General features: G+C 59.2%; 21 protein-coding genes and 2 pseudogenes. 8 read left to right on the top strand and 15 right to left on the bottom strand.

The genetic code is table 11. The annotated features are described in order from the left end of the window. Nucleotides 1-30: 30 nt before the first annotated feature. The 5 genes from ACE04I_RS12240 to ACE04I_RS12220 form a co-directional block, all read right to left on the bottom strand. Nucleotides 31-1,239 (bottom strand): ABC transporter substrate-binding protein, encoded by a 1,209-nt coding sequence (locus tag ACE04I_RS12240; RefSeq protein ID WP_487207099.1) that lies wholly within the window; start codon nucleotides 1,237-1,239, stop codon nucleotides 31-33. A 60-nt stretch (nucleotides 1,240-1,299) separates the two neighbouring features. Continuing rightward, a complete protein-coding gene (locus ACE04I_RS12235) occupies nucleotides 1,300-2,433 on the bottom strand; it encodes a mannonate dehydratase (RefSeq protein WP_487207098.1) in 1,134 nt (377 codons plus the stop codon). Nucleotides 2,434-2,522: 89 nt separating this feature from the next. Next, nucleotides 2,523-3,722 (bottom strand): mandelate racemase/muconate lactonizing enzyme family protein, encoded by a 1,200-nt coding sequence (locus ACE04I_RS12230; protein WP_487207097.1) that lies wholly within the window; start codon nucleotides 3,720-3,722, stop codon nucleotides 2,523-2,525. 19 nt (nucleotides 3,723-3,741) lie between these two features. Beyond that, on the bottom strand, nucleotides 3,742-4,869 hold the full coding sequence (locus tag ACE04I_RS12225; protein ID WP_487207096.1) for an iron-containing alcohol dehydrogenase: 1,128 nt from the start codon (nucleotides 4,867-4,869) through the stop codon (nucleotides 3,742-3,744). Nucleotides 4,870-4,871: 2 nt separating this feature from the next. After that, nucleotides 4,872-5,303, bottom strand: coding sequence for a VOC family protein (locus ACE04I_RS12220; RefSeq protein ID WP_487207095.1), 432 nt, complete (start codon nucleotides 5,301-5,303; stop codon nucleotides 4,872-4,874). A gap of 230 nt (nucleotides 5,304-5,533) precedes the next feature. On the opposite strand from ACE04I_RS12220, the gene ACE04I_RS12215 reads away from it, so the two are divergent. The 7 genes from ACE04I_RS12215 (at nucleotide 5,534) to ACE04I_RS12185 (ending at nucleotide 12,564) form a co-directional block, all read left to right on the top strand. Further along, nucleotides 5,534-6,292, top strand: a complete 759-nt coding sequence (locus tag ACE04I_RS12215) for an IclR family transcriptional regulator (protein WP_487207094.1) — start codon at nucleotides 5,534-5,536, stop codon at nucleotides 6,290-6,292. 18 nt (nucleotides 6,293-6,310) lie between these two features. Continuing rightward, nucleotides 6,311-7,507 (top strand): mandelate racemase/muconate lactonizing enzyme family protein, encoded by a 1,197-nt coding sequence (locus ACE04I_RS12210; RefSeq protein WP_487207093.1) that lies wholly within the window; start codon nucleotides 6,311-6,313, stop codon nucleotides 7,505-7,507. 10 nt (nucleotides 7,508-7,517) lie between these two features. After that, nucleotides 7,518-8,495, top strand: coding sequence for a Gfo/Idh/MocA family protein (locus tag ACE04I_RS12205; RefSeq protein ID WP_487207092.1), 978 nt, complete (start codon nucleotides 7,518-7,520; stop codon nucleotides 8,493-8,495). Nucleotides 8,496-8,586: 91 nt separating this feature from the next. Next, the gene (locus tag ACE04I_RS12200) at nucleotides 8,587-9,084 is read left to right on the top strand and encodes a 2,4'-dihydroxyacetophenone dioxygenase family protein (protein WP_487207091.1); all 498 of its coding nucleotides are present in this window, start codon (nucleotides 8,587-8,589) and stop codon (nucleotides 9,082-9,084) included. 12 nt (nucleotides 9,085-9,096) lie between these two features. Continuing rightward, nucleotides 9,097-9,858, top strand: a complete 762-nt coding sequence (locus tag ACE04I_RS12195; RefSeq protein ID WP_487207090.1) for an SDR family NAD(P)-dependent oxidoreductase — start codon at nucleotides 9,097-9,099, stop codon at nucleotides 9,856-9,858. 451 nt (nucleotides 9,859-10,309) lie between these two features. Beyond that, on the top strand, nucleotides 10,310-11,311 hold the full coding sequence (locus ACE04I_RS12190; protein WP_245282190.1) for a GGDEF domain-containing protein: 1,002 nt from the start codon (nucleotides 10,310-10,312) through the stop codon (nucleotides 11,309-11,311). 488 nt (nucleotides 11,312-11,799) lie between these two features. Continuing rightward, complete coding sequence (locus ACE04I_RS12185; protein WP_487207089.1) at nucleotides 11,800-12,564, top strand: SDR family oxidoreductase; 765 nt, start codon at nucleotides 11,800-11,802, stop codon at nucleotides 12,562-12,564. Nucleotides 12,565-12,839: 275 nt separating this feature from the next. Here the strand turns inward: ACE04I_RS12185 and ACE04I_RS12180 are convergent, their stop codons facing one another. The 5 genes and pseudogenes from ACE04I_RS12180 to ACE04I_RS12160 all read right to left on the bottom strand — a co-directional run bounded on the left by ACE04I_RS12180 (nucleotide 12,840) and on the right by ACE04I_RS12160 (nucleotide 16,255). Next, complete coding sequence (locus ACE04I_RS12180; RefSeq protein WP_046797056.1) at nucleotides 12,840-13,256, bottom strand: hypothetical protein; 417 nt, start codon at nucleotides 13,254-13,256, stop codon at nucleotides 12,840-12,842. An 82-nt stretch (nucleotides 13,257-13,338) separates the two neighbouring features. After that, on the bottom strand, nucleotides 13,339-13,524 hold the full coding sequence (locus ACE04I_RS12175; protein ID WP_046797055.1) for a hypothetical protein: 186 nt from the start codon (nucleotides 13,522-13,524) through the stop codon (nucleotides 13,339-13,341). Nucleotides 13,525-14,252: 728 nt separating this feature from the next. Continuing rightward, a pseudogene (locus ACE04I_RS12170) lies at nucleotides 14,253-15,393 on the bottom strand (site-specific integrase). A gap of 256 nt (nucleotides 15,394-15,649) precedes the next feature. Beyond that, nucleotides 15,650-16,026, bottom strand: a pseudogene (locus ACE04I_RS12165) (type II toxin-antitoxin system VapC family toxin). After that, nucleotides 15,935-16,255 carry a type II toxin-antitoxin system Phd/YefM family antitoxin gene (locus ACE04I_RS12160; protein WP_487207088.1) on the bottom strand — a complete coding sequence of 107 codons (321 nt, stop codon included), beginning with the start codon at nucleotides 16,253-16,255 and terminating at the stop codon, nucleotides 15,935-15,937. Before ACE04I_RS12160 ends, ACE04I_RS12165 begins: the two are co-directional and overlap by 92 nt. A 735-nt stretch (nucleotides 16,256-16,990) precedes the next feature. On the opposite strand from ACE04I_RS12160, the gene ACE04I_RS12155 reads away from it, so the two are divergent. Then, a complete protein-coding gene (locus ACE04I_RS12155; RefSeq protein WP_046797050.1) occupies nucleotides 16,991-17,917 on the top strand; it encodes a manganese catalase family protein in 927 nt (308 codons plus the stop codon). 120 nt (nucleotides 17,918-18,037) lie between these two features. Here ACE04I_RS12155 and ACE04I_RS12150 read toward each other — a convergent pair whose 3' ends face one another. From ACE04I_RS12150 to ACE04I_RS12130, 5 genes are all read right to left on the bottom strand, one after another. Next, entirely contained in the window at nucleotides 18,038-18,256 is a 219-nt protein-coding gene (locus ACE04I_RS12150; protein ID WP_487207087.1) for a hypothetical protein, read from the bottom strand. A 911-nt stretch (nucleotides 18,257-19,167) separates the two neighbouring features. Next, entirely contained in the window at nucleotides 19,168-19,542 is a 375-nt protein-coding gene (locus ACE04I_RS12145) for a hypothetical protein (RefSeq protein ID WP_046797048.1), read from the bottom strand. Between the two features lie 332 nt (nucleotides 19,543-19,874). Beyond that, entirely contained in the window at nucleotides 19,875-22,088 is a 2,214-nt protein-coding gene (locus ACE04I_RS12140) for an amylo-alpha-1,6-glucosidase (RefSeq protein WP_487207086.1), read from the bottom strand. Nucleotides 22,089-22,104: 16 nt separating this feature from the next. Then, nucleotides 22,105-23,199, bottom strand: coding sequence for a glycosyltransferase family 4 protein (locus tag ACE04I_RS12135; protein WP_046797046.1), 1,095 nt, complete (start codon nucleotides 23,197-23,199; stop codon nucleotides 22,105-22,107). A gap of 55 nt (nucleotides 23,200-23,254) precedes the next feature. After that, nucleotides 23,255-23,680: a hypothetical protein gene (locus ACE04I_RS12130; protein ID WP_046797045.1), complete on the bottom strand. Its 426-nt coding sequence runs from the start codon at nucleotides 23,678-23,680 to the stop codon at nucleotides 23,255-23,257. Nucleotides 23,681-23,718 lie beyond the last annotated feature (38 nt).

Genomic DNA, 23,718 nt, shown 5'->3' with positions numbered 1-23,718 from the left:
AAGCCCCCCGCGCCTCCCGGACGGGAGGGATCAAAGAAGCCCTTCGATTTCAGCTGCAGCGCCGTCCATGGCCTCCTGCACATTCTCATCGCCCAGCAGGATGCGCTGGATGCCGTCGAAGTAGGCTTGGGAGATCTGAACCCAGTTCGGATGTGCCGGGACGGGGCGGCCATAGGGGAGCATATCCTTGAAGACCTTCAGGATCGGGTCTTGGAAGCGCTCAGCCTCCATCGCCGATATGCGAGCAGGAAAGGTATCCGTCAGCACCGCCTGGTTTTCGGATTCAGCCAGGAAACCGACCAGCTTCTTGGCGTCGTCCGGGTTCTTGGCTGCGCTCGGGACGACAAGACTCCAGCCGCCCAGGATCGCCGCGGTCTTGCCGCCTTCCGGGTGAGGGATCGGGATCACGTCGATGTCGATCTTCGGGTTTTCCTTGCGGATCGACTGGATGTCGAACTGGCCAGACTGATACATCGAAACCTTCTCCGCGATGAAGAGGCGGCGGTTGGCAGTGCCGTCGTTCTCGAGCGTCGAGGAGGGAGAGGCGCCGTTCTTGAAGAAGTCGGTGTAATAGGTGACCGCCTTGACCGTTTCAGGGGTGTTGACCAGAACCTGCTTGCCATCGTCCGAGATGATGCCGCCACCGACCATCCACATGAAGGGCAGGGACCGGAATATCGTGTTACCGACTTCGCCGCCGCCGGTGATGGCGAAGCCGGACTTGCCGTCTGCCGTCAGCTTCTTGGCCGCGTCGGCGAAGGCCTCCCATGTTGCCGGAGGATTGCTCGGGTCGAGGCCGGCCGCTTTGAAATCGGCCTTGTTGATGATGATCGCGTGGGTTTCGATGCGATAAGGCGCGCCCCACAGTTTGCCGTCCCAAGTGTTATATTCTAATGCGGCCGGGATGTAGTCCTCGCGCTCTGTCACAACCTCATCAAGGGGCGCCACAAGGTCATTTTGCGCATAGCCGTTCACCCAGCCGTGCTGGACGTCGATGATATCAGGCGCCGCCCCCGACTGAAGCGCCGTCAAAATACGCTGCGGCAGGCCATCCGTTGTGGTGATCTCAAGCTTTACCGTGATGTCGGGATTGGCCGCCTGGAACTTCTCGACCAGCTGGCGAGCCCGCGCCTCGTTGAAGTTGGGCGTCCACCAAACCACTTCACCGGCAAAGGCGCCGGCTGCCATTGCCAGGAACGATGCCGTCGCGGCAAGCGTCATTTTCGTCAACGTTTTCATGTTTACCTCCCGTATGAAATCCGCTGTCGTCGTGTTTCCTGCCTTGCAGGCCTGCATGATCTATGTGGCCGCGGCCAGAGAGAGTGTGTCGCCCCTGCCGCGGGCGATCCCCAGAGGGCGTCTGCCCAATGCGTCGGCATGCGCGATGAGCGCCTTCATGTAACCGATCGTATAGGCGTGGCCGGTGTGCCAGGGTGCGGCACAGTCGAACTCCGGAACGTGATCGGGCACAAGGAGGCCCTCGTATCCTTCTTCGTGCAGCACCCGCACGATCTCGGCCATGTCGACATCCCCGTCATCCACGAAGGTCTCGACATAGTTCGGCACTTTTCCGCGAACGTTGCGGAAATGGACATAGGCTATGGCGTTTCGACGCGCGAAATGGCGGGTCGTCTCGTAGACATCGCCCTCGCGCATTTCGGCAAGCGTGCCGATGCAGAATTCCAGAGCATTGGCCGGGCTCTCCAACAGCGAGAGAAGACGGTCGTATTTCGCATGTGTGTTAACGAGCCGCGCGGTGTCGCGCAGCCGTTCAACCGGCGGATCATCGGGGTGGGCTGCCAACCGGACACCGGCATCTTCCGCGACAGGCACCAATTTTTGCAGGAACCATTCGAGCCGGGACCAGAGCGTCACCTCGTCTACCGTCTGCGGCCGAGCCCCGGGCGTGGCAAGCCGATAGCGCATGTTGCCGACCATTCCGTCCGGGACTGGGCTTTGGGCGTCAAACTCGTCCATCGCAAACACGGCCGTCATCGCGCCGCCGCGGGCGATCGGCTTGCGCTGCCAACCCCATACGCCGGCGATCGAAAAATTGTAGCCCAGGACCGGAATTCCAACGCGGCCCATATCCCGCACCAGTTGCTGCAGGTCCCGCATCTGCGCCAGCTTCTGCGGACCATCAAGAAGGATATCGGACCAGAAATTCGGCGAGATGTTCTCTAGCGCGGCAATCCGCAGATTGTGGCGTGACAGCATGTCCGAAAGTTCGGCGAGACGGTCATACGACCATAGAGGGGCGTCGATGCACTCGCCGTTGATTGGGCCCACGTCGCCTGCCGTGTAGGCGTTTGCATCGGCATTGCGGCCGTAGTCCGTCAAATGGACGACGACGTCCTGGACGCCGAGCTGGCTCGCGAAGCGTGCCCCCGCTTCGCTCAGCAGCGATCCGTATAGGGAAATCCCGACCTTCAAGCAGCTATCCTCCTATTGCTGCCAACAGAGAGTTCAAATATGAACTTCACCTGTTCTAAATATAACTATGTTGATAAGGGTGGCTGCTGTCAACTCCCTTTAGCGGGGGCTGCTCGTGGTTCGTGACCGGAGAGCGTTTCGGCACCGGTCGCCACTCCGCTGGTGTTCATCGAGCCATCGAAAAGTGGGACGTTCGTCGGCTCGTAAGGGAAGCGCTCGCACGCTTCTTCGATCAATTCGACGCCGAGGCCCGGCGCCGTCGGCGCCAGGAGGGCGCCATTGTCGAATTCCAACGTTTCCCGCACGAGTTCTTTGCGCCACGGAACGTCGACCGACACGGTTTCGAACACGGAGAAATTCGGCATGGCCACGGACGCGTGCAGCGTCATAGCGTTCATGACCGGTCCGACGGGATTATGCGGCGCGACCGGGATGAGATGCGCATGGGCAAGATGTGCGACCCGCTTGGTCTCGCCCATGCCGCCGGCATGGGACACATCCGGCTGCAGGATGTCGACTGCCTTCTTGGACAGCGCCTCCAGGAACTTCCCAGGCTCGTACCAGCGCTCGCCGGCTGCGATTGGCACCGGGCTTGCGGCGCGTACTTCGGCCAGCGCGTCGATGCTTTCCGGCGGTGTCGGTTCCTCGATCCAGGTCAGATCATAGGGAGCGAGCGCCCGGCACATGGCAATCGCCGTGGGGACGTTAAGCCTGCCATGGACGTCAAGCATCAGGTTGATGTCGGGGCCGACGGCATCTCGGACGGCTTCGACGATCTCGATGGTCTGGCGGCGCTGCTTGCGATCCATCTCGAGGTCGGCAACGTCGAACGGATCCCACTTCAATGCACGATAGCCCATGGCGACCGCCTTGCGGGCATTGGCCGCATATTGTTCCGGTGTGGTCGCGCCGAAGAACCAGTGGTTAGCGTAGCATTCGACGCGGTCGCGGAACTTGCCGCCCAGCAGCTCAAAAACGGGTACGCCCAGCGCCTTGCCTTTGATGTCGAGAAGGGCCGCCTCGATCCCGCCGAGCGCTGTGCGGAACACGGCGCCGGTTCGCCAGTAGCTGTCCCGGTGGAGTTGCTCGATGATCGCATCGACGGCGAACGGATCACGGCCGACGAGCGCTCGTTCCAGTTCCTCGAGCGCCGCAACAACCGTCTTTGTCTTCCATTCCAGCGTGGCCTCGCCGACGCCTTCGATCCCGGCATCGGTATAGAGTTTGACGAATACGAAGTTGGTCCGCTGGACATTTGCGATGAACACCTTCTGGGCCGTGATTTTCATGGCGGAGATTTCCTGGCAATTAGCTCAGTGCTTCCTGGAGCATGGCGCGATAGTCGTTAGCCGACGGGGCAACGGGATTGGTAGCATGGCTATGGTCGGCGAGCGCCCGCTCGATGACCCAATCGAAACAGGCCGGCGTGACGCCGAGCGCGGCCAATCTTTTTGGCAGGCCGAGGCACCGGTTGAGGGTTTCCAGTTCGCCGGATAGATCGGCCTCGGCGGGAAGGCCGATTGACGTCTTCAGTCGGGCGAGCTTGTCGCCTACCGCTGCGGCGTTGAACCGGACCACGATGGGCATCAGGATGGCATTGAGCGTCCCGTGGTGAAGCTTCGGCTCCTTCAGTCCTCCAAGCGCATGGCTGAGGGAATGGACGGCGCCAAGGCCTTTTTGGAACGCGAGCCCGCCTTGGAGCGCCCCCATCATCACTTCGCTGCGTGCATACACGTTATCGGGATCGTCGATGGTTTTCGGCAGGTTCCTCCAGATGCGACCCGCGCCGTCGAGCGCCATCGCTTCGGCCGGCGGATTGAAGCGCGGCGAGAACAGCGTTTCGATACAGTGTGAAAGGGCATCGAGGCCGGTTGCCGCGGTCAACCGGGGCGGCAGGCCAAGCGTCAGAAGTGGGTCACAAATGGCGCGCCGCGGGATGAGATGGGAGCTGATGAAGCCGAGCTTGCGTCCATCATCCAAGGTGAGCAGCGCTGCGCGCCCGACCTCGGCACCAGTGCCTGCCGTCGTCGGAATGGCAATGACCGGGGCCACCTGCGGCCCAATGCGCTCCACGCCGCCGTAGATTGCGGCAAACTGTTCGAGCGGGCCCTCGTGGGTTGCGAGAAGCGCCACCCCTTTTGCCAGATCGATCGGCGAGCCGCCGCCGAGCGCCACGATTCCGTTGCAGCCACTGGCCCGGTAAAGGTCGAGGGCCTGATGGGTTGCAGTTTCCGTCGGGTTTGACGGTGTATCGAGAAAGCTCGAGCTGTCCGCTGGCAGCATGGACAATACCTTGTCCGTCAGTCCGGATGATGCCAGTCCGCGGTCAGAGATGAATAGTGGCCGCGAGATTTTCAGGTCGGAGACTGCCAGGGGTAGTTCGTTCAACTCCCCCGGACCGAAATCGATCGCTGTCAGGTAGCTTATTCTGGCCATCGTCAACGACCTCGAAGGCGTGCGATCGCCTTGGCTTGCATGCCGTCTGCCGCCATCTGCATGAGTTCGATGCGATGGCCGTCCGGATCGGCGATCCAGGTTTGCCAGTTACCGTCGGCGCCTTGGATCTTCGGGCGGATGAGCGGCACGCCCGCGGCTTCGAGTTCACGGACGGCTTGCTCGATATCAGGCACGGCGAGGCACATGTGGTTGTAGCCTACGGCCTCGGGTCCTGGAGCATCACCACCCTCGCCGTCCGGGAATACCTCAAGATACTGATCGTCGGTGATGCGCAGGTAGACGAGCCAGAGCCGGCCGTCCCGGTCCAGGCGCAGCAGTTCCGAAAAGCCGAGCTTGTTGATGTAGAAGTCCAGCGTTCGGTCGATATCCTTCACCCTGATTGCGATATGGGTGATCGAGGAAACAGTCAGCATTTGGAGCCCCTGTGGTTGGACCGGAACAGAAGGAGAGGTTCGGGCGGACCAGCAAAGGACGCATCTGCCCGCGCAGGACCTGGATCAATCCTCCCGATGTCGATATTTGGATAATCTCTCCCTCGGTTATCCAAATATGAACTTTGACAGTTCATATATGTATGCTAATGACAGGGGAAAGTTTGTCAACAGGGTAAGTATCAATGGATGAGTCTGTCGCCGAGGAAGGTATGAGCAAGCATACCATTCCCGTCATCGACCGCATGATGGACGTGCTCGGCGAGATCGAGAAGAAAGAGAAGGGGCTGACGATCAGCGAGCTGACAGGATCCCTCAAGCTGCCGAGAACGACGATCTACCGGATCTTAAATTCGCTGCAGCAGCATCAAATGGTGTACCGGGACGATGGCGGCGCGTACCATCTTGGTCGCAGGCTTGTCTCGCTGGCGGCGCATGTCGGCGTGCGGGCGACGGAATACGATCTTGCGGCCATCTGCCAGCCTTACCTCGAGAAGCTGGCAGCCGATCTCGGCGAGGGTGTAAAGCTCAGCATCCTCGATCAGGAAGGGGTCCTGGTCCTTGCAGCCGCGCAGGGCCGGCGCGAGTATGCTCTCACAGTGGCGCCTGGGCAGAGAATGCCGATCCATGCAGGGGCTGCAAGCAAGCTGCTCCTCGCGCATCTCGAAAAGGACGGCCTCGATTATTGGCTTTCCCGCCCGCTGGTGAAATTCACGGCAAAGACAGTTACAGATCCGAAGCGCCTGCGTAGCGAACTGACACGCATCAGGCGCCTTGGATGGGCGCAGGACAAAGGCGAAAACGCCCCCAGCATTCAGGCCTTCGCGACACCTGTCTTCACCCACAAAGGCAAGATGGTAGCCGCCTTAAGCGTTCCCTTCCTTGCCGGAACCCATCCCAGCCGCATGGAGGAAATTCGCTTGGCCGCCCTAGAGGCGGCCAAGGCAATCAGCGCGGCCATTCCAGTCTAGCAGTACCCGGGAGCTCGCATGAAAATCGTAGATGTGAAATGTGCCGTGATCGGCAAGAGCCCGATCGTGCGCATCGTGTCGGATGAGGGAATTTCGGGCTTCGCCCAGGCCGAAACCTGGAAACCTTACCTCAAGCCGCACATTCTGGCCTTCCGCGACGCGCTGATCGGCGAAGATCCTACGCTTGTCGAGCGGATCATGCTTAAGATCCGCCAGCGGGGCGGCTTCAAGCCCTGGGGAACCGCCGTTAGTGTTATCGAGATGGCGCTGTGGGACCTTGCCGGAAAGGCGGCGGGTCTGCCGGTCCACAAGTTGCTCGGAGGGAAGGTGCGCGACCGCGTGCGGGTCTACAACGGTTCCATGCGGTTCCCCTTCAGCGGTTATGAGCCGCAGGATTATGCCGACGACATGCGCAAGATGATGGCCCTGTCGGAAGGTTTTACGATCATCAAGCAGCCAATCGGCTTCCATTCGCCGATGAAGCGCGAGGTGTCGAACTTCTATTACGGCGAACCCAACGCCAGCCCCTTCCATGGCGCGCTTGACCGCGGGCCGATCACCGAAACGGGCCTGAGGCATTTTGTCGAGTGCGTCGCGGCCATGAAGGAGGTCGCTGGCGACAGGATCGGACTGGCGCTTGACTGCGGTCCCGGATGGATGCTGCCGGACGCGATCCGGCTTGCGCGCATGCTGGAACCGTACAATCTTCTCTGGTTGGAGGATCTCCTTTCGGGCGATTACACGCCCTGGGTCAACGCCGGCGTCTACCGGGAGCTTACCCGGTGCTCAACCACACCTATCCATACGGGCGAGCAGATCTACCTGCGCCAGAATTTCAAGGAACTGATCGAAACCCACGCCGTACATGTGGTCGGGCCTGACCCCGCCGACGTCGGCGGTATCGCCGAGCTCAAGTGGATCGCCGAATACGCCGATCTGCACGGCATCATGATGGCGCCGCACGGGACTGCCAACGGGCTCCTCGGCCTTGCCGCACTGATTCAGGTCTCGGCTACGCTTCCGAACAACTTCATTGCCTTCGAGTACACGACGGCGGACCCCGAATGGTGGACCGACATCGTCGATGGCTTACCCTCGCCAATCGTCACGGCGGGGATGATCGAGGTGCCTGATCGGCCGGGCATGGGCGTGGAAATTAATCCGGAGCGCGCCAGGCGGTATCTTTCGCAGGAAGACAGCAATTTCTTTGATTGAGGAGGCAAAGATGCAGAAGATCGGCATCCTGGGTGCTGCAGGCATTGCGCCTCGGTCCATCATCCAGCCCACCCGCCGCCGCAAGGACAGTGCCATCTACGCCGTCGCATCGAGGCGAAAGGCCGCTGCCAGCGACTATGCCCACCTCCACGGCATTCCCAGGGCGTATTCGAGCTATGACGATCTTTTGTCTGACCCGGAGATCACGATAGTCTACAATGCGCTGCCGCCCGTGGCGCATGCCGAATGGACGATCAGGGCGCTGAGGGCGGGCAAGCACGTGCTTTGTGAAAAGCCGCTGGCGATGGATGCTGAGGAGGCCAGACGCATGGTGGAGGCGGCCTCTACGAGCGGCAGAGTGCTCGCGGAGGCGTTCCACGACCGCTATCATCCCGTGTTTCTGTATCTTCTCGAGCGCAAGGCTTCTCGGGCCTTCGGTCAAATCCGCTCTCTGCGGGCAGAGTTCCACGTCGACATTCCGTTCGATCCCGGCAACATTCGCCACGATCCCGCGCAAGGCGGCGGTGCGATGATGGACCTGGGGTGCTATCCGGTGCACTGGCTGCGCAGCTTCATGGATGAGGAGCCGGAGATCCTGTCCGCCCGCGCAGAGTTGACGCCGCTGAATGTCGACCAGCGCATGGAAGTGGGGATGGCCTTTCCTGGTGGCGTGAGCGCGCAGATCGTTGCCGACATCGCCAGTCCGCCCTTCCGTGGGCTGCTGCGGATCGAGGGTGAGGACGGCACAATCGAGATCGACAATCCGTGCCTGCCGCACAAGGGGCACTCCATCCGCGAATGGTTCGGCGACAGCTATCGCGAGTTCACGCTAGCCGGCGGCACGACCTATGACTACCAGCTTGCTGCCTTCATTGATGCGGTGGAGAAGGGTACCTTCCTTCCAACTGGTGGGGACGATTCCATCGGCAACATGAAGGCGGTGGATGCGATCTACGAGGCATCCGGTCTCAGGCGGAAGGGTGTATAGGAGTTGCTGCCCGCGGACTAGGTATCGCCGGCATTTCAGAGCCGACGGGCTGAGAGGAATTTCCGCCCCAACCTGTTAGGAGGAGTTTACGATGTACAGGGACATGCAGGGTACGACACATAGGCTCGCGCCGCCCGAAATTGCCGTCGCCGCGATACCGGATGACGAGCGTGTCTGGGTGCCGCAGGCACCTGACGTCTGGTTCCGACCGCTGATGCTGAACACCTTGGCCGGTCAATGGTGCAATCTCCTGAGAGTGCGGAAGTCCGGAGTGCTGTCGCGGCATCTGCATCCCAATCCTGTCCACGGCTTCGTCCTCAAGGGCAAGTGGCACTATCTGGAGCACGACTGGGTGGCGAACGAGGGCTCGTACGTCTTCGAACCGCCGGGTGAGATCCACACGCTCACCGTGCCGGAAGACGTGCCCGAAATGATCACGTTCTTCAACATTACCGGCTGCATGATCTATCTTGACCAGGAGAACCGGCATGCAGGGTACGAGGACGTCTTCACGAAGATAGACATGTGTCGTGCCCACTATGAAAAGGTCGGCCTCGGCGCGGATTATATTGATCAGTTCATTCGCTGAGGAGCCGAGCCGATGACACACCATGATTCTGGCATCGGACATTGGCCGGCTGCCTGGTTTACCGGCAAGACCGTGCTGGTCACCGGGGGAACGTCGGGTATCGGCGCCGGCATCAGCCGCGGGTTCACCGAGGCGGGAGCGAAGCTTGTCTGCACAGGCGTGACTGGGGCCGAGATCGAAGCGGCACACCAGGATTCTTCGTTGTCGGCTGCTCGACTGGAGCGCCTGGACGTGCGGGACCGGGGTGCGGTGGAGCGGCTGGTGTCCAGCATTTCGGAGCTGGACGTAGTGGTCAACTGCGCCGGTGTCATTCGGCGTGGTGAGGAGCTTGATCCGGACGTCTTCGCGGATGTGGTCGATATCAATCTCACCGGCAGCATGCGGGTCTGCGCTGCAGCCCGACCAAAACTCGCGGAACGGGGCGGCAGCATCGTCAATGTTGCCTCGATGCTGTCCTTCTTCGGCGGCGGTCTCGTGCCTGGGTACTCCGCCAGCAAGGGAGGCATTGCCCAGATGACTAAGTCGCTCGCGATTGCCTATGCTCAGGAGGGGATACGGGTGAACGCCATCGCGCCTGGCTGGATCGAGACATCATTGACTCGGGAACTGCAGCAGGACGAGGTGCGCCGAACCGCGATCATTAACCGTACGCCGCTCAGGCGATGGGGAAAGCCGGAAGATCTAGTCGGGGGCGTTCTTTTTCTGTGTTCACCGGTCGCGGAATTCATCACCGGCATAATCCTTCCGATCGATGGCGGATATCTCATCGCCTGAAGCAGAACTTGCTTCGGGTGCGGTGTACGGCCTATCTGACAAGGAGAGCGGCACGCTGATTGGCCGGCCAAAAATGATCCTCAAAACCATTGAACCAGCGCCGGACTCCTCAAAAGCTCAAGTAGCTTCCGTCGAGCACGGAAGGACGTAAAGTTTCGATTGTTCGAGATATTCACAAGATCGGGCGTCGAAAATCGCGGGCTCTCGATGTCAATATGGTTGACCTGCTTGTGTCATTGGAACGCGACAGATATCGAAACAGGAAAATTTCCACTGATCCAAAGTTGGTCGGATGCGTGCTCCATCAAATCCCCTCGTCCTGATCGGGCCTGTCATCCTCCTTCTTTTCGCGGCTACATTCCTCTGGGTCTGGGCCGGGGATCGCCGGCGCCGCCACCTTCTGTTTTTTGCCTTAGCCGCCGTTCTGTTTTGTTTCGGAAGTCTATCGCAGATGCTGGCGATTCCCGAGGGAGCAGGCCCAAACGCCATAGTGTCAGCATTGCTTTACACATCAAGCGTGTTGGTCCTGTGCGACGGTTTGCTAAGACGATCCGGGAAGCAGTTGCGCTGGTCAGAGTATGCCGCCAGCATCCTCCTCATCGTGGGCGGAATCGCCTACTTCTTCTATGTCGATCGCCAGCTCATTACCCGCATCTACCTGCTGAACTTCGGTTTTGGGCTGATTTGCCTCGCAACTTCCTGGCGTTTGCGCAGCCTTCGCCTTGGTCAAACGGCTGAACGTATCCTGTTCTGGATCTTACTATCCTTCTCGCTTCATTTCTTCCCAAGGACCATTTTGACAGTTGGTGTGGCTGCACCGGCCGCGAATGAGTTTGCGTCCTCGTCCTTTTGGCTGGCGCTGCAATTCTCGCTCGCGGTTTTGGGGGCGGCTCTCGCCCTGGCTCTTCTCCTGGTGGCTGCAAGCGATACGATCGAGGATCTGCGCCGCGAGCGGTCCCTGGATCCACTCACCGGTTTGCTGAACCGGCGGGGCTTCGACGAGATCGCAATAGAGCACTTGCATGTTTCGCGAACATGGCCAGTTAGCCTGATCGTGATCGACATTGATCATTTCAAGAAGGTCAACGATTCATTCGGACATCCTGTCGGCGACACTGTTCTCACGACCTTCAGCAGATTGTTGCTTGCGGCAGCAAGGCACGCTGACGTCTGTGGCCGACTGGGAGGCGAAGAATTCCTGCTACTTCTTCCAGATTGCGATGCCATGGGTGCGCGAACCATTGCTGAACGCCTGCGCACCAAAGTTAGGCTGACCTCGTTCAACGATTTGCCGAGGGATTGGCGGGTGACGGTGAGTATAGGAATAGCGGAGGCTCGTCGGGGAGAAGCTCTGTCGGATCTGATCGCTCGAGCAGACGAAGCCTTGTATGAAGCAAAGCGAGCCGGACGAGATCGCGTTCGCCTGTACAGAAAGATGGCCACCAGCGTCTAGGACGCTACCCGGGGAAACTCTCCAACCACAGTACGGACGGTTCGCTTCCCATTCTGGCTAATGTCAACGACTGGCGCACACTCAAGCGGAGCCACATCGCGACCTGACCTTGGATTCTGCCGCTTTGCGGTTCGCTAAAAATGATCAAGGCGGAACTGAACCAGCGGAAACGGTGGTCCTTAAAATTCAGCACCTCTTCCCCCAAACGCGCTGAAAAGGTCGCCTCGCGGTGAATGTTGGTGACTTATCCTCGGCGCCGCCCGAACCCAAACGATGCAGGAGAAAGCAGGAGTTGACCGCACCCATAGATACGAAACATACCTAAAAGGCAGGTCAGAACTTGAAGGAAACTCCAGGTCAGTTCCTCGCGAAAAATCAGCCTGAGCGCTGTTTGGCGCCTGACGGGCGAATAGGGGCCGCGCTCGGGCAGTCAGGATGTGGAAGACAGAGTTTGCCAACAGCAACGCCGATGGTGGAGGAGAATTTGCATGACGGTGGATGGAGAGAAGACTGCTCGTGAAGTCCTGCTGGTCACAGGAGGGTCGCGCGGGATCGGCGCAGCGATCGTACGCGAAGCGGTGTCATTGGGTTATGACGTATGCTTCAGTTTCCTGCATGATCGAAAGGCAGCGGAAGAGCTCGTCTCATCGCTCTTGGTCAAAGACAATCGGGTACTTGCGTTCCAAGGCGATGTCGCGAATCCAGATTTCGGGGAAGCCTTTTTTCGCGAGGCGGAAATACAGCTTGGCCGACCGACTGCTGTCGTGAACAATGCCGGCATCACGGGAAAAATCGGCCACTTTGTAGACCTACCCTTCGAGATACTTCGGCAGACACTGGATGTGAATGTCGTCGGGACAATGCTTCTGTCTCAGGTGGCAGTCAGGCGTTGGCAAGCAGCAGGCTCCAAAGGCAGAATCGTTAATATCTCGTCGGTCGCCAGTACTATTGGGGCTCCTTCGGAATACGTCCATTATGCGGCCAGCAAAGCTGCCGTCGAAGCGTTCACCGTTGGCCTAGCGAAGGAGATCGCCGCAACTGGCATAAGGATCAATGCAGTGGCTCCCGGAACGACATTCACCGATATTCACGCCACCGGCGGAGACCCCGATCGTCCCCACCGTGTTGCTTCAAAGATACCGCTTGGTCGCTCTGCTGAGCCAGAGGAGATAGCGCGATGCGTTCTGTGGCTCCTGTCCCCGCACGCCTCCTACGTGACCGCAGCGGTGTTGCGAGCTGGCGGTGGACTTTGAAGGGCCATGGATCGGGAGCGAGCGGACAGCGGACCGTTCACGAGCTCGCGAGTATCGATAGCAATACTGGAGAAGCAATCGGTATCAGTCTGAGCATCGGCTCACCCCTCGGATCACTCGCGATCGCAGGAGCCGAAGGTAGAACGCCATAGTCACTGGAACGATTGATGCTAGAACAGCAACGCTTAGCGCGAATGCGCGCGCGAGCCGATCGCGAAGGACCGGGTACGAAGCAATCCGTCCTGTTAGACAAGGTTGAGTTCGTGGATCAGCGTTCAGCCTATAACCATATCAGCGAAGCACGAGGCGATCATCTTGTTTGCGCCTAGGGCTGTTGCCCACTTCGTAATCTCTGGTTCTTCACTCTTGTCAGCAACGCCACCCCAGACGTCCTTAAAGACGGGGAGACCCGACGAAGAGTCAAAGAAAAAGTAGCCTGGGTCTGCCACCGGGACATCGGCGTACACAACCGTCCAGGTTCCGGCCTGCATAAATTTCATGACGCTGATCTTCGATGGCTTAACGTTCTGTCTGAGGCTCTTGGCAACAAGCTTGGAGTAGTCTGCTTTGCGCTGCGCACTGAGGTTGGTGTCGACGCCTTTGCAGGGGTCAGCCGCCAATGCGGCATGGTGCGGGAGTAGGAGGACAGCAGTTAGACCGAATACGAGAAGCTGCCTTAAAAAGATGGCCATCTTGTTTTCCTCGCTCCATAACCTCTCGCAGGTAACCACAGAGGGCGTTCACCTGCAAGCTGCGCGGGAAGCCATCGCCGTTCTATATCGGAAGATGCTGTTGGATATAGGCGATATCCTCGCGGATGAGGATGTTGCCAGCCGCGGTGATCAATGTGGTAAATGGGCCGTCGTCCTGCCGAAAGATGGCGATGACTTGCTCGAAATTGACCACGATATTTACACCGTCCGATCGTGTGACTTTGAGCCATAAAGCCTGATTGTTCATCGGCACCTTCCACACAACTGCGCGGCACGCGCGAACCTTAAGGAACTGCGCGCTCAACGTCGCGCTGTTGGACGTAAACGCTCGCCATCTTCTGGCTGTCGGATTCGTACATGATCAGTGCCAGGCCTCCACATATGAAGACGATCATCAAGCCGACAATCGGCAGGAACGATTCATTGCTCTCGTGGTGGTGGTGTTGTGCTCTCGTTCGCATCAGAGTCCTCCCAGTTCTCGACTTGGGAAAACATGGATTGGTGGATAGTGGTTCCATTTTGGCTGTAGAAGCCGGACCGCCGCTACGGGTTAAGCACTCCCTATATGGCGCAAGCCGGTAGAACATTCACATCGCAAAATGCGAATACCTCACAGGTCGGTAGAATGATTTTGCGTAAATTTCGGCTTTCGGCGCGGACCAGCGCATACTGCGATAAGAGATAAGCGTACGTCTCCGCCTGATGAAGGCCGCTCTCGAGGTTTTGTTGGCGTCGTCCGTCCCTATGGTGCAGACGCAGCCAATGTTCGATCTCTGGTAGATGCCGCGAGCCAGCCGCGGACATATCCCGGGCCAGTATCGGTCATGCATGCGGGACGTTGCATGTCGCCTGAAACCTCACGGCTCCTCGGTGGCAACTGGAAGATCCGGGAAGCAGGAACAGCTCATCCAGGAGAACGCAGAAGGCCCGCCAGATGACGCAAGGGCGAAAGGGACAAACGCGGGCTGGTTGACTTCACACGATCAGCCACGCCGCTTTGCCTCGCTTTCGGTCTTCCTCGTTGTAATAGGACGCAGCCTGGGTGACCGATTTGTGCTGCGACTGCTGCATAGCTTCCTGCAGCGGGATGCCGCGATTGGCGGCTTCGGTGAGATAGCCGGAGCGCAGACCATGCGCGGAAAACTTCGCCGGATCGAGCCCGGCTTTCGCGCAACGGGATTTCAGGATCAGGTTGATCGATTGCGGGGTGAGGGGGCGGTGATCGACATTGCCCCATTGGTCGATCGGCCGGAACACCGGCCCGCTGGTGATCTTCGCCGCCGCCAGCCATTGTTTCAGCGCCGTGACCGGGCGGCCGATGATCAGCGACTGCGCGTCGTCGTCGGCCACGGTCGTCTTGGTACGGCCGAGCCGGATCACAAGGCAGGGCAGGGCAGAGGAAGCCGCGTCCTGCGGATCGGCTCGCACCGGTTCCTCGTCGACGAGATCCTCGACCCGCAGATTGGCGAGTTCCGAGCGGCGGCGGCCGCCGGAGGCGAAGGCGGTCAGCAGGATGGCGCGATCGCGGATGTCGACCAGCCCGGAACCGGCGCAGCTGGCCAGCAGCTTGGCCAGCACATCGCCGGTCACCGCGGCCTTGCTCTTGCGCTGCCATGGCCGGCCGGTCGCCCGCACCGCCAGCCGAAACGCGCTCTTCAGGGACGGCTCGGAAAAGAATCCGCCCAAGCCGCGCCAGCGGGTGAGGATCGACCAGGAGGTGAGGCGGCGCCGCACTGTGGATGGCGCATGTGGGCCGGCAGCCTTCAGCAGGCCTTGCGATCGCAGACCGTTCTCCACTTCCGCCGGCATGATGCGTCGGGTCGTCTTGCCGCTTGACCGGATCCCACAGATGATGAGCCACGAACTTTAAGAGCAGCGATACCGGCGCCGGCCAGGGGAGGGGGCTGCCGATTGCCGACAGGTACCAGGCCTCCAGATAGGCGAGGTCCGAGGTCAGCGCCCGCAATGTATTGGCGCCCATGCCCTCATTGACAAGATGGCACAGCGTCTCGATGTCCTGGTCGGTGAGGAGCTCGACTAGTTCGTCCCGCCGCTCGATCGGCAGGACCGCGGCGATGGTGTCGAGTTCCTGGGCGCGGCGATCGACGACACTCATTTCGGCGGGCCGTGCTCGTCGTAAAGATCGTCGTGTGCGGAGGTGGTGCCGGCCGGTACGCTGACCCGGCCCTCGGCCGCGAGTTTCAGGAACTCCTCCATCGTTCCTGCTTTTTTGCGATAAAGGTCAAGGTTGCTATCGGCCTCTCATCGCCACAGATGATGATTTGGTCGCCGCGAGCTGCGAACTCGATCAACTCCTCAAGCCGCTCCGCCGCCTCGGCTATCTCTACTAAAATCCTCATTTGCAGCGCCCTTCACCAGACACGCTCATGGAGGACCGCATCGAACACCACATCCGTCGAGATGAAGGTGCAATGCTCGAGCCGCGCTTGGGCTGCCAGAATCCGATCCCACGGATCCCGGTGCTCCCAATCAAACGCGGCGGCCAGTTCGGCATGCAGATCGCTGATGGCGAGTGTCTGCAGCCCGCTGGCCGTCACAGCGGCCGCAATTCCTGCGGCTTCAGGTCGAGCTTCTTCAGCCGCATCTTGTTATCCAGCTCGTAGAAGGACACGGCGCTGACCAGAATGGTGTTCGCCTTATCCTCGATCAGTGATCGGGCGGTCGCCGAAAGCCGATCGCTGCCGATCGTCCACCAGTAAACGGCGTGGCTGTCGAGCAGCAGCTTCATGCCTGGGGCTCGCGGCCTGCTCGGCGTCGACCGCATCGAACAGGTCGTCGGGTAGGCCGCGCTGCCGCAGCAGGCCGAAAGGACGTTTGCCGCCGAGGTCGGCCGGGCCGATGCGGGCATAGACCTCGTTGCCGCGCATGATGACAATTTCTTCGCCCTGGTGAGCCCGTTCGAGCACCTGCGCGAAATTCCTGCGCGCCTCGCTGATCTTGTAGCTAGTCTGCGGCATGATCGCCTCCGCTGTTGCCGTTGCGGCGAGAGTATCTGGCGGTTAGCTCTGGTACAACACATATGTACACATCACTATCGATACATGATTCCTATCGATAGTGATGTGTGACGCAACCAGTCTGCGTAGTGACTAAATCTTAAAGTCGGCATCAATTTCCTAAACCGCATCATGCCCGTGGTCCAGCCCGAGGGGTTTCACTCCAATCCCGGGTCAGCTCTCAGTGCAAATCAACACTGCTATAAACGCTCCGAGAATGAAACGGCCCACGCCATGGCTTTCCTGATCATCGCCGCCTTCCTCATCACCAGATGAGAACATAATTAGAACATCGGCGCCGCAATGCGGCGGCGCTCTCTCTGAAAATCTACAAAAGAAGAACGAGTGCAAAGCGCGAAGGAGAAGTCGTGTCCGAAGCCGAGAGGCCCAGAAGAGCGGTTGCCCTGAGGCATGTGCCGGATGAGATAATCGAGATTGCATGCACGCAATGCGAATTTCGGCAGGATCTGTCGAAAGCGGAGGTTCTCAAGACGTCCTCACCCGACGTGCTGCTCGAAATCCTTGTCAGGAACGCAACAAAGGACTGCGAGCATCGACGCGTTCAGTCACCATAAAATGCGCTTCCCTTAAGAATTCGGGAGCAACAGCCAAAATTAGAGTGAGGTAGCCGGCCGCGTGGGAACTATCCTAATTGCAGGTTGTTCGGGGGGCTTCTTTCAACGAAAGGATTCCCCCATGTTTCTGAGAGTGGATAAACTGCAGGTGGATCTACCTGCTCCCGCCAGGGCTGACCCCAATGCGGCCGCTGCACTTCAAGAACTCCTTGGCGGCAAATACGGGGAGATGTCGACGCTCGGCAACTATATGTTCCAGAGCTTCAATTTTAGATCCAAAGAAAAATTGCGGCCTTTCTACAGCCTTGTCGCGAGCATAACCGCCGAAGAACTGGGCCACGTCGAGTTGGTCAGCAACGGCGTTGCAATGCTGGCAAACGGCCCAGACGTGCCTGACGGGGATGCCGGCGACGGCGGCGACATCTCCACCGCCCCTTTCGAGGACATGACAGACATACGTCTCGCCGCCAGCTTCCTCTCCGGTGGTGGTGGTGCCATGCCGATCAACAGCAATGGAGCCTCGTGGAACAACGACTTCATTACCACTACCGGCAACGTCATTCTCGACCTGCTTCATAACTTCCATCTGGAATGTGGCGCCCGGCTTCACAAACTCAGGGTCTACGAAACACTGTCGGATCCGACCGGCCGCGAGGTCTGCGGCTATTTGCTGGTGCGGGGATCTGTCCATGCCCATTCGTATGCGCTCGCGCTGAAGAAGATAACCGGAGTAGAAATTGAGAAGTTTCTGCCCGTCCCCAACATTCCGCTCGCCAATATCCCGGAATCACAAAAGTACCTCGAGGAGGGATCGCACCGGCGCCTTTATACCTTCAGCCCCAATGACTACAAAGAAATGGCGGGTATCTGGGCCAATGGTGAAGTGGCTCTGCCGGATGATCCACCTGGCGAATTAGAGGTCGTGGACGGCATGCCGGAAGGCGGCAAAATCCATCAGCTTGTTGGCGTTCCATCGGCCTTTACACCAGACTATGCTCCCGAGGAGATGTTCGAGATCGCAGAGAAACTCTACAAAGCGTCGCGATGAACAAGCTTGGCTGGCAAGCGTTAAGCAGCACCCGCGTCCAGCTTCTCCGACAGAGATCAAATGGCGCTTGGCGAAGCGTATGAGCGGCTGATAACGCTGCTCATATGCGGTGACACTCAATTACCTCCTGCACCCGGCATCCTGCCGGCACTGATCGTTGTTGGAGGCGATCGGCGGGCCGGCCGTGGCATCCTGCGAGGCGAGCCGCGCCGCCTGAGCGTCGGAAAAGCGCACGATCTGATAACTGGAGCCGTCAGCCGCATTACCGCTCTGGCAAGCCGCTGTCACGCATGAAGACAAGGCAACGATCGCGATCCGAAAGCTTGCGGAAATTCGCATTGTTCTTCTCCACGTTCTCGATGGCGATTGAGTGCGTTCTTGGCCGCCTCGGTTCGCTTCTGCCGGCCGTAGAAATAGGCGGGAGCGGCTCCCCCCGGCTATGTCGGGCCTCTTGGATCGCACCAGTTTGCGATCGTGTAGCAGCTGCGAGGTTGATGGCCGCCGGTCCTATGAGGGGTTACTATCCCTGGCACTCTTTTCATTCATAACCTGTGGCAAGGAGCTTCACGGCAGTTTCGTCGTTCTCGTGAGCCGCGCTGGCATCTCCCAACCCGCACCGCGCGGTCATAGGGCCGGCGGTAGTGGCATGTCGCCGGCCCTATGCTTCCAATTCAATCTAGATCGCTTGTGCAATATGCTGCCGCCGCAATGCTGATAAACCGCCTGCGGCACAGAGACCCGGAAGGATTTCACTGCACGACTGGCCTCTCGGCTGCCCTGCCCACCAGGAGTCCTCGGCCGATGACGTCGGATCGCTCGCTGAAGCAGCAACGATCTCGCAAAGGCATGTGGATTTGCTGGCTCGTGCGTCCAGGTTTGCACGCAGTTTTGAGCCGAAATCGACATCTAATCTGATTCCGGAGGTGACTGGCTGACGAGTCCCGCTTGCTGATGGAATCGGGTAACTGGCGCTGGGGAAATATGGACTGCCCTATGCTTAGTAAGCTAGTATCCTTTGGGAACATAGTAGGGATCCTCCTTGCTTCCGTTGGCCGGAGCTGCTGGCTGGCCGGCTACCCAGAACGCAAGTTCCCATCTTGGTTCGCACACTGCCTGACCTCGAGCTACGGCTTTGCTAAATGAAGGCCGATCGCGCCTGTGCCTATGGTCAAAAGCTGGCCCGTAATCTTGCAATTGGCTATCGTGGGATTTGAAGACCAGCAGTGTTCTGGGAGCGAGGGTGGGTAACCTCAGAGTTTGCCTCCGCGAGCGGCTGCCGCCACGAAGGCCGATGTGAAGAGCAGATGGATAACCAGAAATAGCTTGGCAATGTCCCGCGCTTCACCGCTGACGACGCCCCAAATGTCGTTTGCCGCGACGGCGCCGAAGCCGACGATGTTCGCGAGCATGACGACGCGGAGCGTGGAGGGTTCGGCATTTCTCGAGAGCCAGTTCAGCACGGCGATGCCGAGGAACGGTCCGCCGAGAAGTCGTAGCAGCGCCAGCAGTTCGGGTGCAGCATCCGTCGGCACGGCATCGCGGCCAAACTGTATCGGAAAGAACATCAGTGCAAGGCCGACAAGGCCAAGGTAAGCCGCGGATAGAGTAAGCGTCAGGTTGATCATGGTGCCTCCCGACCGGACAGGACGAGCCTAGTGGATTTGGCAGGGCTCGAATACCATTGGTGGAATTTTCGTGCCTGTGGTTCCAAAATCAGTCCGATCCAGCAGTACGCAGTTATTGCTTTCGTCTGGGGCACACCTCGTATGGAGCCTCCGGCACTGGAATTACTCCGCCGAACGCAAAACGCTTTTCGCTAAGGTAAGTAGCGTAAAACGTGGCCGCAGGTGACGGGCATCGGAGAACAATTTCCTGCTTTCCAAAACTTGTGTCCTGGGGGAAGTGACCGATACGGTATCCCACGAAAGGCACATCCCCCGAGATCTTGTCATCTCTCCTACGAGGTTGCGAGAATTCGGATGTTTCCGCTGCGCTCGAGCACGTCGACAACCACATTTTGGCCAGAGCGCCTTATCGCCACATCCGCGACTTCGCCGCCCACAAGCAGATGTCGCAAGGTGATTTCGTCCACGAATGCGGGAAGTTGCGGCTCGTTGAAGCTGATCTGCAGCGCCTGCGGGTCAAATTCCAATCCCAGACAGGCCTGTATCAGCGACAGGGGAGCTGCGGCAGCCCACGCCTGTGGCGAGCAAGCCACCGGATAAAAGGTCGGCCCTCGCGCTCGCTGGCGCGGCATGCCGCAGAAGAGCTCAGGAAGACGGCGCAGGTCGATGTAGGTCGAAGCTGTGAACAGGCCTTCGAAAATCCGTGCTGCGTCGCCACGAAAACCGTATCTGGCAAGACCACTGGCGATCAGGGCATTGTCATGGGGCCAGATTGATCCATTGTGATAGCTCATCGGATTGTAGCGTGCTTCGGTGGACGGAATGGTGCGAATTCCCCACCCGCAGAAGGACGAGCCCGTCATGAGCGTGCGTGCCACCACTCCGGCTCGTTCCGGATAGGCTATGCCGGTGAACAAAGCATGGCCGGCATTTGAAGAGCGGACGCGACATGGCCGCTTGTCTCCGTCGAGAGCGAGCACATAAGTGCCGATTTCCTCGTCAAAAAAACTGGTGTCGAATTTTTGACGGAAACTCTCGGCTTGGGCAAAAAGGCTGGCGGCGCGTTCTGTCTGGTCGAGCCGGCGGAATGTCTCCGCGGCCGCTTGCCAGGCGCCGTAGACATAGGCTTGAACCTCTGCGATCGCGATCGGACCTTTTGCCAAAGTGCCGTCAGCATGGAAGACGGAGTCCTGACTGTCCTTCCAGCCCTGATTCAACAGACCTTCCTCTGTCAGCCGGCCGTATTCGACGAAGCCATCGCCGTCGCGATCGCCATATTCTTCAATCCACACAAGTGCGGCCTCTATGTGCGGCAGGAGCCTGGCTATGGTCGCCAGGTCATCGGTTCGCCGCAAGTACGCTCCCGCCAGCATCACAAAGAGCGGTGTGGAGTCGATACTGCCGTAGTAGCGCCGAAACGGTACCTCACCGAGTTCGGCCATCTCGCCGCAACGGAGCTCGTGGAGAATTTTTCCCGGTTCCGCGTCCGAAGAAGGATCGAGCTCGGTTGCTTGGTTCGCCGCCAGATAGCCCAGAACACCGCGTGCGATCGCTGGATCGAGCCATAGTGTCTCCATTGCTGTGATCAGCGCGTCGCGGCCGAAGACCGTGCTGAACCACGGAACACCCGCGTAAGGGTAGGGACCTTCCGGCGTATCGGTCATCAGCATGTACAGGTCCGAGACGCTGCGTCGCGCAACCTCGTTGAAGATCTCGTTCGAGGTGACGATCGAGGCTGCGCGCGAGGAGGAAGCTCGTAGTGCGCGGCGAGCATCCCGCAAGGCGAAAAAGAAAGAACGATAGCTCGGCTTGCTGCTGCCGCCGGCTGGATCACACGCAATCTCCATGAAAAGCGATCGCGTTTCGTGCGGCGCGAGCTGCAGATCATAGATCACGTGGCCACTGCCAAGTTCGTCAGGCAATGGATCGAACGAGAGCCTTGTCGATCGTCTCATACGGTCGAGGCCGACATAGGCAAGGTCGATATGCCCGCGACCGATGACGGCGGGCAGGTGCTGTCCCTTCCTTGTTCTTTTGGTGCCCCTGACCTCAAAAAGGTCATCGAAGTCGGCTGCGAAGGAAATCTCGAGCCTGACATGCCGAGGCTGCTCGTCATAGTTCTTCACAGTCAACCGCTCGTGGCATGCGCCGTTCCACAGAAAACGTGAGCGACGCAAATGGATGAGATCATGGCTGAGAATCAGCTTCCCGTTCTCGTCGAAGAGGTCGGGGTTGGTAAGATCACAGGTGAGCATCGCGTTATCGTCGCGCAATGTCGACGACAGCAGCATCGGCCGCTTGCCATTGATGGTCAGGTAGAGATGAGAGAGATATCGCGTGTCGCGGTGGAAGATGCCCTCGGGGCTCCCCGGTCCAGAGAGCACGTCGGCATTGTGGTCAAAAACTGCGAAGGTATCACCGTGCTTCAAGGTTCTTGGCCGCCGCTCCTGGAGCGATGCCGTGGCCGGAATGAAAAACTGCGCAACCGCCGCGCCTTGTGCGGCGGCAGCCGGCGCGAGCGGGCCGTTGTAGAATACGGTAGACATGATCTGTTACCTCTTCTTATGCGACGACCTGTAGGTCCACGGCATGGCCGCTCGAACGGCGCAGCCGCGCCGCCCTAGTCCGAGTGCCTGGTAGTTGCCGGTAGATGTCCAAGTAGTCGCTTGCCATCCGCTCGGCAGTGAAGCGACGTTCAAATGTTGCGCGCACCTTTCGGCGGTCAAGCCGCAGCGCCCATTCGACATTCTCCGACGCTTCGATAATGCTGTCGACGAGAATACCCGATTGTCCGTTGTCGATCACCTCTGGCACCGAGCCGCAGCGGAAGGCGATGACAGGTGTGCCGCAAGCCATGGCCTCAATCATGACCAGTCCAAACGGTTCTGGCCAATCTATCGGAAACAGAAGGGCGCCTGCATTGCCAAGAAAGCTCGCTTTTTGATGCTCATTGATCTCGCCAACGAATTCGACATTCGGGTAACTTTTGACCATGGGCTCGATTACCGTCTCCCAATAGGCCTTGTCCGCATTGTCGACCTTAGCGGCGATCTTCAAGGGCATTCCGGCACGTGAAGCGATCTCGATGGCGCGATCCGGTCGCTTTTCTGGAGAAATGCGGCCGAGGAAGGCAAGGTAGTGTCCTTCCGGTTTTTCGGTAAAGGAAAGAACGTCGTCGGGAAGCCCGTGATAGACCGTGCCTCTCCAATTCACCGGCGGCATCGGCCGGCGTTGATCGTTGGAGATGGATACAACGGGTATGTCCGGGAAGGTCTGATAGAAAGGATGCAGGTCCGGCAGGTCGAGGCGGCCGTGCAATGTCGTTACTGTGCGATCGGCAAACTCGCGAATGAGCGGGAAGTGCAGGAGATCGATGTGGAAATGCAGGACATCGAATTCATGCGCCCGCCTGCGGATCTCCTCCAATAGCACGACATGATGCGGCAGATGATCTTTGACGGCCGGGTTCAACCTCAGGGCAACGTCCGAACAGCGTACCAGTTTGGCATTGGTGACCGAATCCCCGCTAGCGAAAAGGGTCACATCGTGGCCTTGGGCGACGAGTTCTTCAGTAAGATATGAAACGATGCGCTCGGTGCCACCATAGAGTTTGGGCGGTACGCGTTCTGCAAGTGGAGCAATCTGGGCGATCTTCATCGGCAAAACCTCCTCGAATGAGCAAAGCGTCGTCGGCAAAAATCAGGCCGCATCCTCAGCGAGGCATACGGCAGATCGGATGATTTCTAGAGCTTGATGATTGTCTGTAATGCCTTCCCTTCCGGTGGAAGCCGCTAAGGCGGCGCACCTGCCGCTGCAACCTGTCTTGGCATCCGAAAAGCGGCAGGTTCTGCGTTGGCGTGGATTGTCCGTCGCCGTCCAGCGCCTTCAGAGCGGCAAGCACCTCGTCATAGGAGGCGATCCGGCCGCTGCCAGGATGGCGTCGCCAGGCTGGCATCGATTCGACCGCGCAACTGTCCGAGGCCCAGGAGGCAAGAATGGCCCGCTTCTCATCGTTGGTGATGTTGTCGGCCATCAGCACGTCATGCGGATGTTCGAGATCTTGCGAATGCACGATGTGCGCAGTGCCGATCGCTTCGGTTTTATTCGTCGTGATATTTTGTTCGGTTTCCTCTCTCATCATTTGGCTCCGGTGTTCGTCTGCCGGCGGGTGTCACC

It is taken from the genome of Rhizobium moroccans, assembly GCF_057559155.1.
Note: the sequence above shows the minus strand (reverse complement) of the source record. Positions and strands in the feature narration are given on the sequence as shown.

Excerpts from the sequence above, each read along its gene's own strand:
- ACE04I_RS12240 (WP_487207099.1), bottom strand. The coding sequence starts at position 1,239 with ATGAAAACGTTGACGAAAATGACGCTTGCCGCGACGGCATCGTTCCTG.
- ACE04I_RS12230 (WP_487207097.1), bottom strand. The coding sequence starts at position 3,722 with ATGAAAATCACGGCCCAGAAGGTGTTCATCGCAAATGTCCAGCGGACC.
- ACE04I_RS12225 (WP_487207096.1), bottom strand. The coding sequence starts at position 4,869 with ATGGCCAGAATAAGCTACCTGACAGCGATCGATTTCGGTCCGGGGGAG.
- ACE04I_RS12220 (WP_487207095.1), bottom strand. The coding sequence starts at position 5,303 with ATGCTGACTGTTTCCTCGATCACCCATATCGCAATCAGGGTGAAGGAT.
- ACE04I_RS12215 (WP_487207094.1), top strand. The coding sequence starts at position 5,534 with ATGAGCAAGCATACCATTCCCGTCATCGACCGCATGATGGACGTGCTC.
- ACE04I_RS12210 (WP_487207093.1), top strand. The coding sequence starts at position 6,311 with ATGAAAATCGTAGATGTGAAATGTGCCGTGATCGGCAAGAGCCCGATC.
- ACE04I_RS12205 (WP_487207092.1), top strand. The coding sequence starts at position 7,518 with ATGCAGAAGATCGGCATCCTGGGTGCTGCAGGCATTGCGCCTCGGTCC.
- ACE04I_RS12200 (WP_487207091.1), top strand. The coding sequence starts at position 8,587 with ATGTACAGGGACATGCAGGGTACGACACATAGGCTCGCGCCGCCCGAA.
- ACE04I_RS12195 (WP_487207090.1), top strand. The coding sequence starts at position 9,097 with ATGACACACCATGATTCTGGCATCGGACATTGGCCGGCTGCCTGGTTT.
- ACE04I_RS12190 (WP_245282190.1), top strand. The coding sequence starts at position 10,310 with ATGCTGGCGATTCCCGAGGGAGCAGGCCCAAACGCCATAGTGTCAGCA.
- ACE04I_RS12185 (WP_487207089.1), top strand. The coding sequence starts at position 11,800 with ATGACGGTGGATGGAGAGAAGACTGCTCGTGAAGTCCTGCTGGTCACA.
- ACE04I_RS12180 (WP_046797056.1), bottom strand. The coding sequence starts at position 13,256 with ATGGCCATCTTTTTAAGGCAGCTTCTCGTATTCGGTCTAACTGCTGTC.
- ACE04I_RS12175 (WP_046797055.1), bottom strand. The coding sequence starts at position 13,524 with ATGAACAATCAGGCTTTATGGCTCAAAGTCACACGATCGGACGGTGTA.
- ACE04I_RS12160 (WP_487207088.1), bottom strand. The coding sequence starts at position 16,255 with ATGCCGCAGACTAGCTACAAGATCAGCGAGGCGCGCAGGAATTTCGCG.
- ACE04I_RS12155 (WP_046797050.1), top strand. The coding sequence starts at position 16,991 with ATGTTTCTGAGAGTGGATAAACTGCAGGTGGATCTACCTGCTCCCGCC.
- ACE04I_RS12150 (WP_487207087.1), bottom strand. The coding sequence starts at position 18,256 with ATGCGAATTTCCGCAAGCTTTCGGATCGCGATCGTTGCCTTGTCTTCA.
- ACE04I_RS12145 (WP_046797048.1), bottom strand. The coding sequence starts at position 19,542 with ATGATCAACCTGACGCTTACTCTATCCGCGGCTTACCTTGGCCTTGTC.
- ACE04I_RS12140 (WP_487207086.1), bottom strand. The coding sequence starts at position 22,088 with ATGTCTACCGTATTCTACAACGGCCCGCTCGCGCCGGCTGCCGCCGCA.
- ACE04I_RS12135 (WP_046797046.1), bottom strand. The coding sequence starts at position 23,199 with ATGAAGATCGCCCAGATTGCTCCACTTGCAGAACGCGTACCGCCCAAA.
- ACE04I_RS12130 (WP_046797045.1), bottom strand. The coding sequence starts at position 23,680 with ATGAGAGAGGAAACCGAACAAAATATCACGACGAATAAAACCGAAGCG.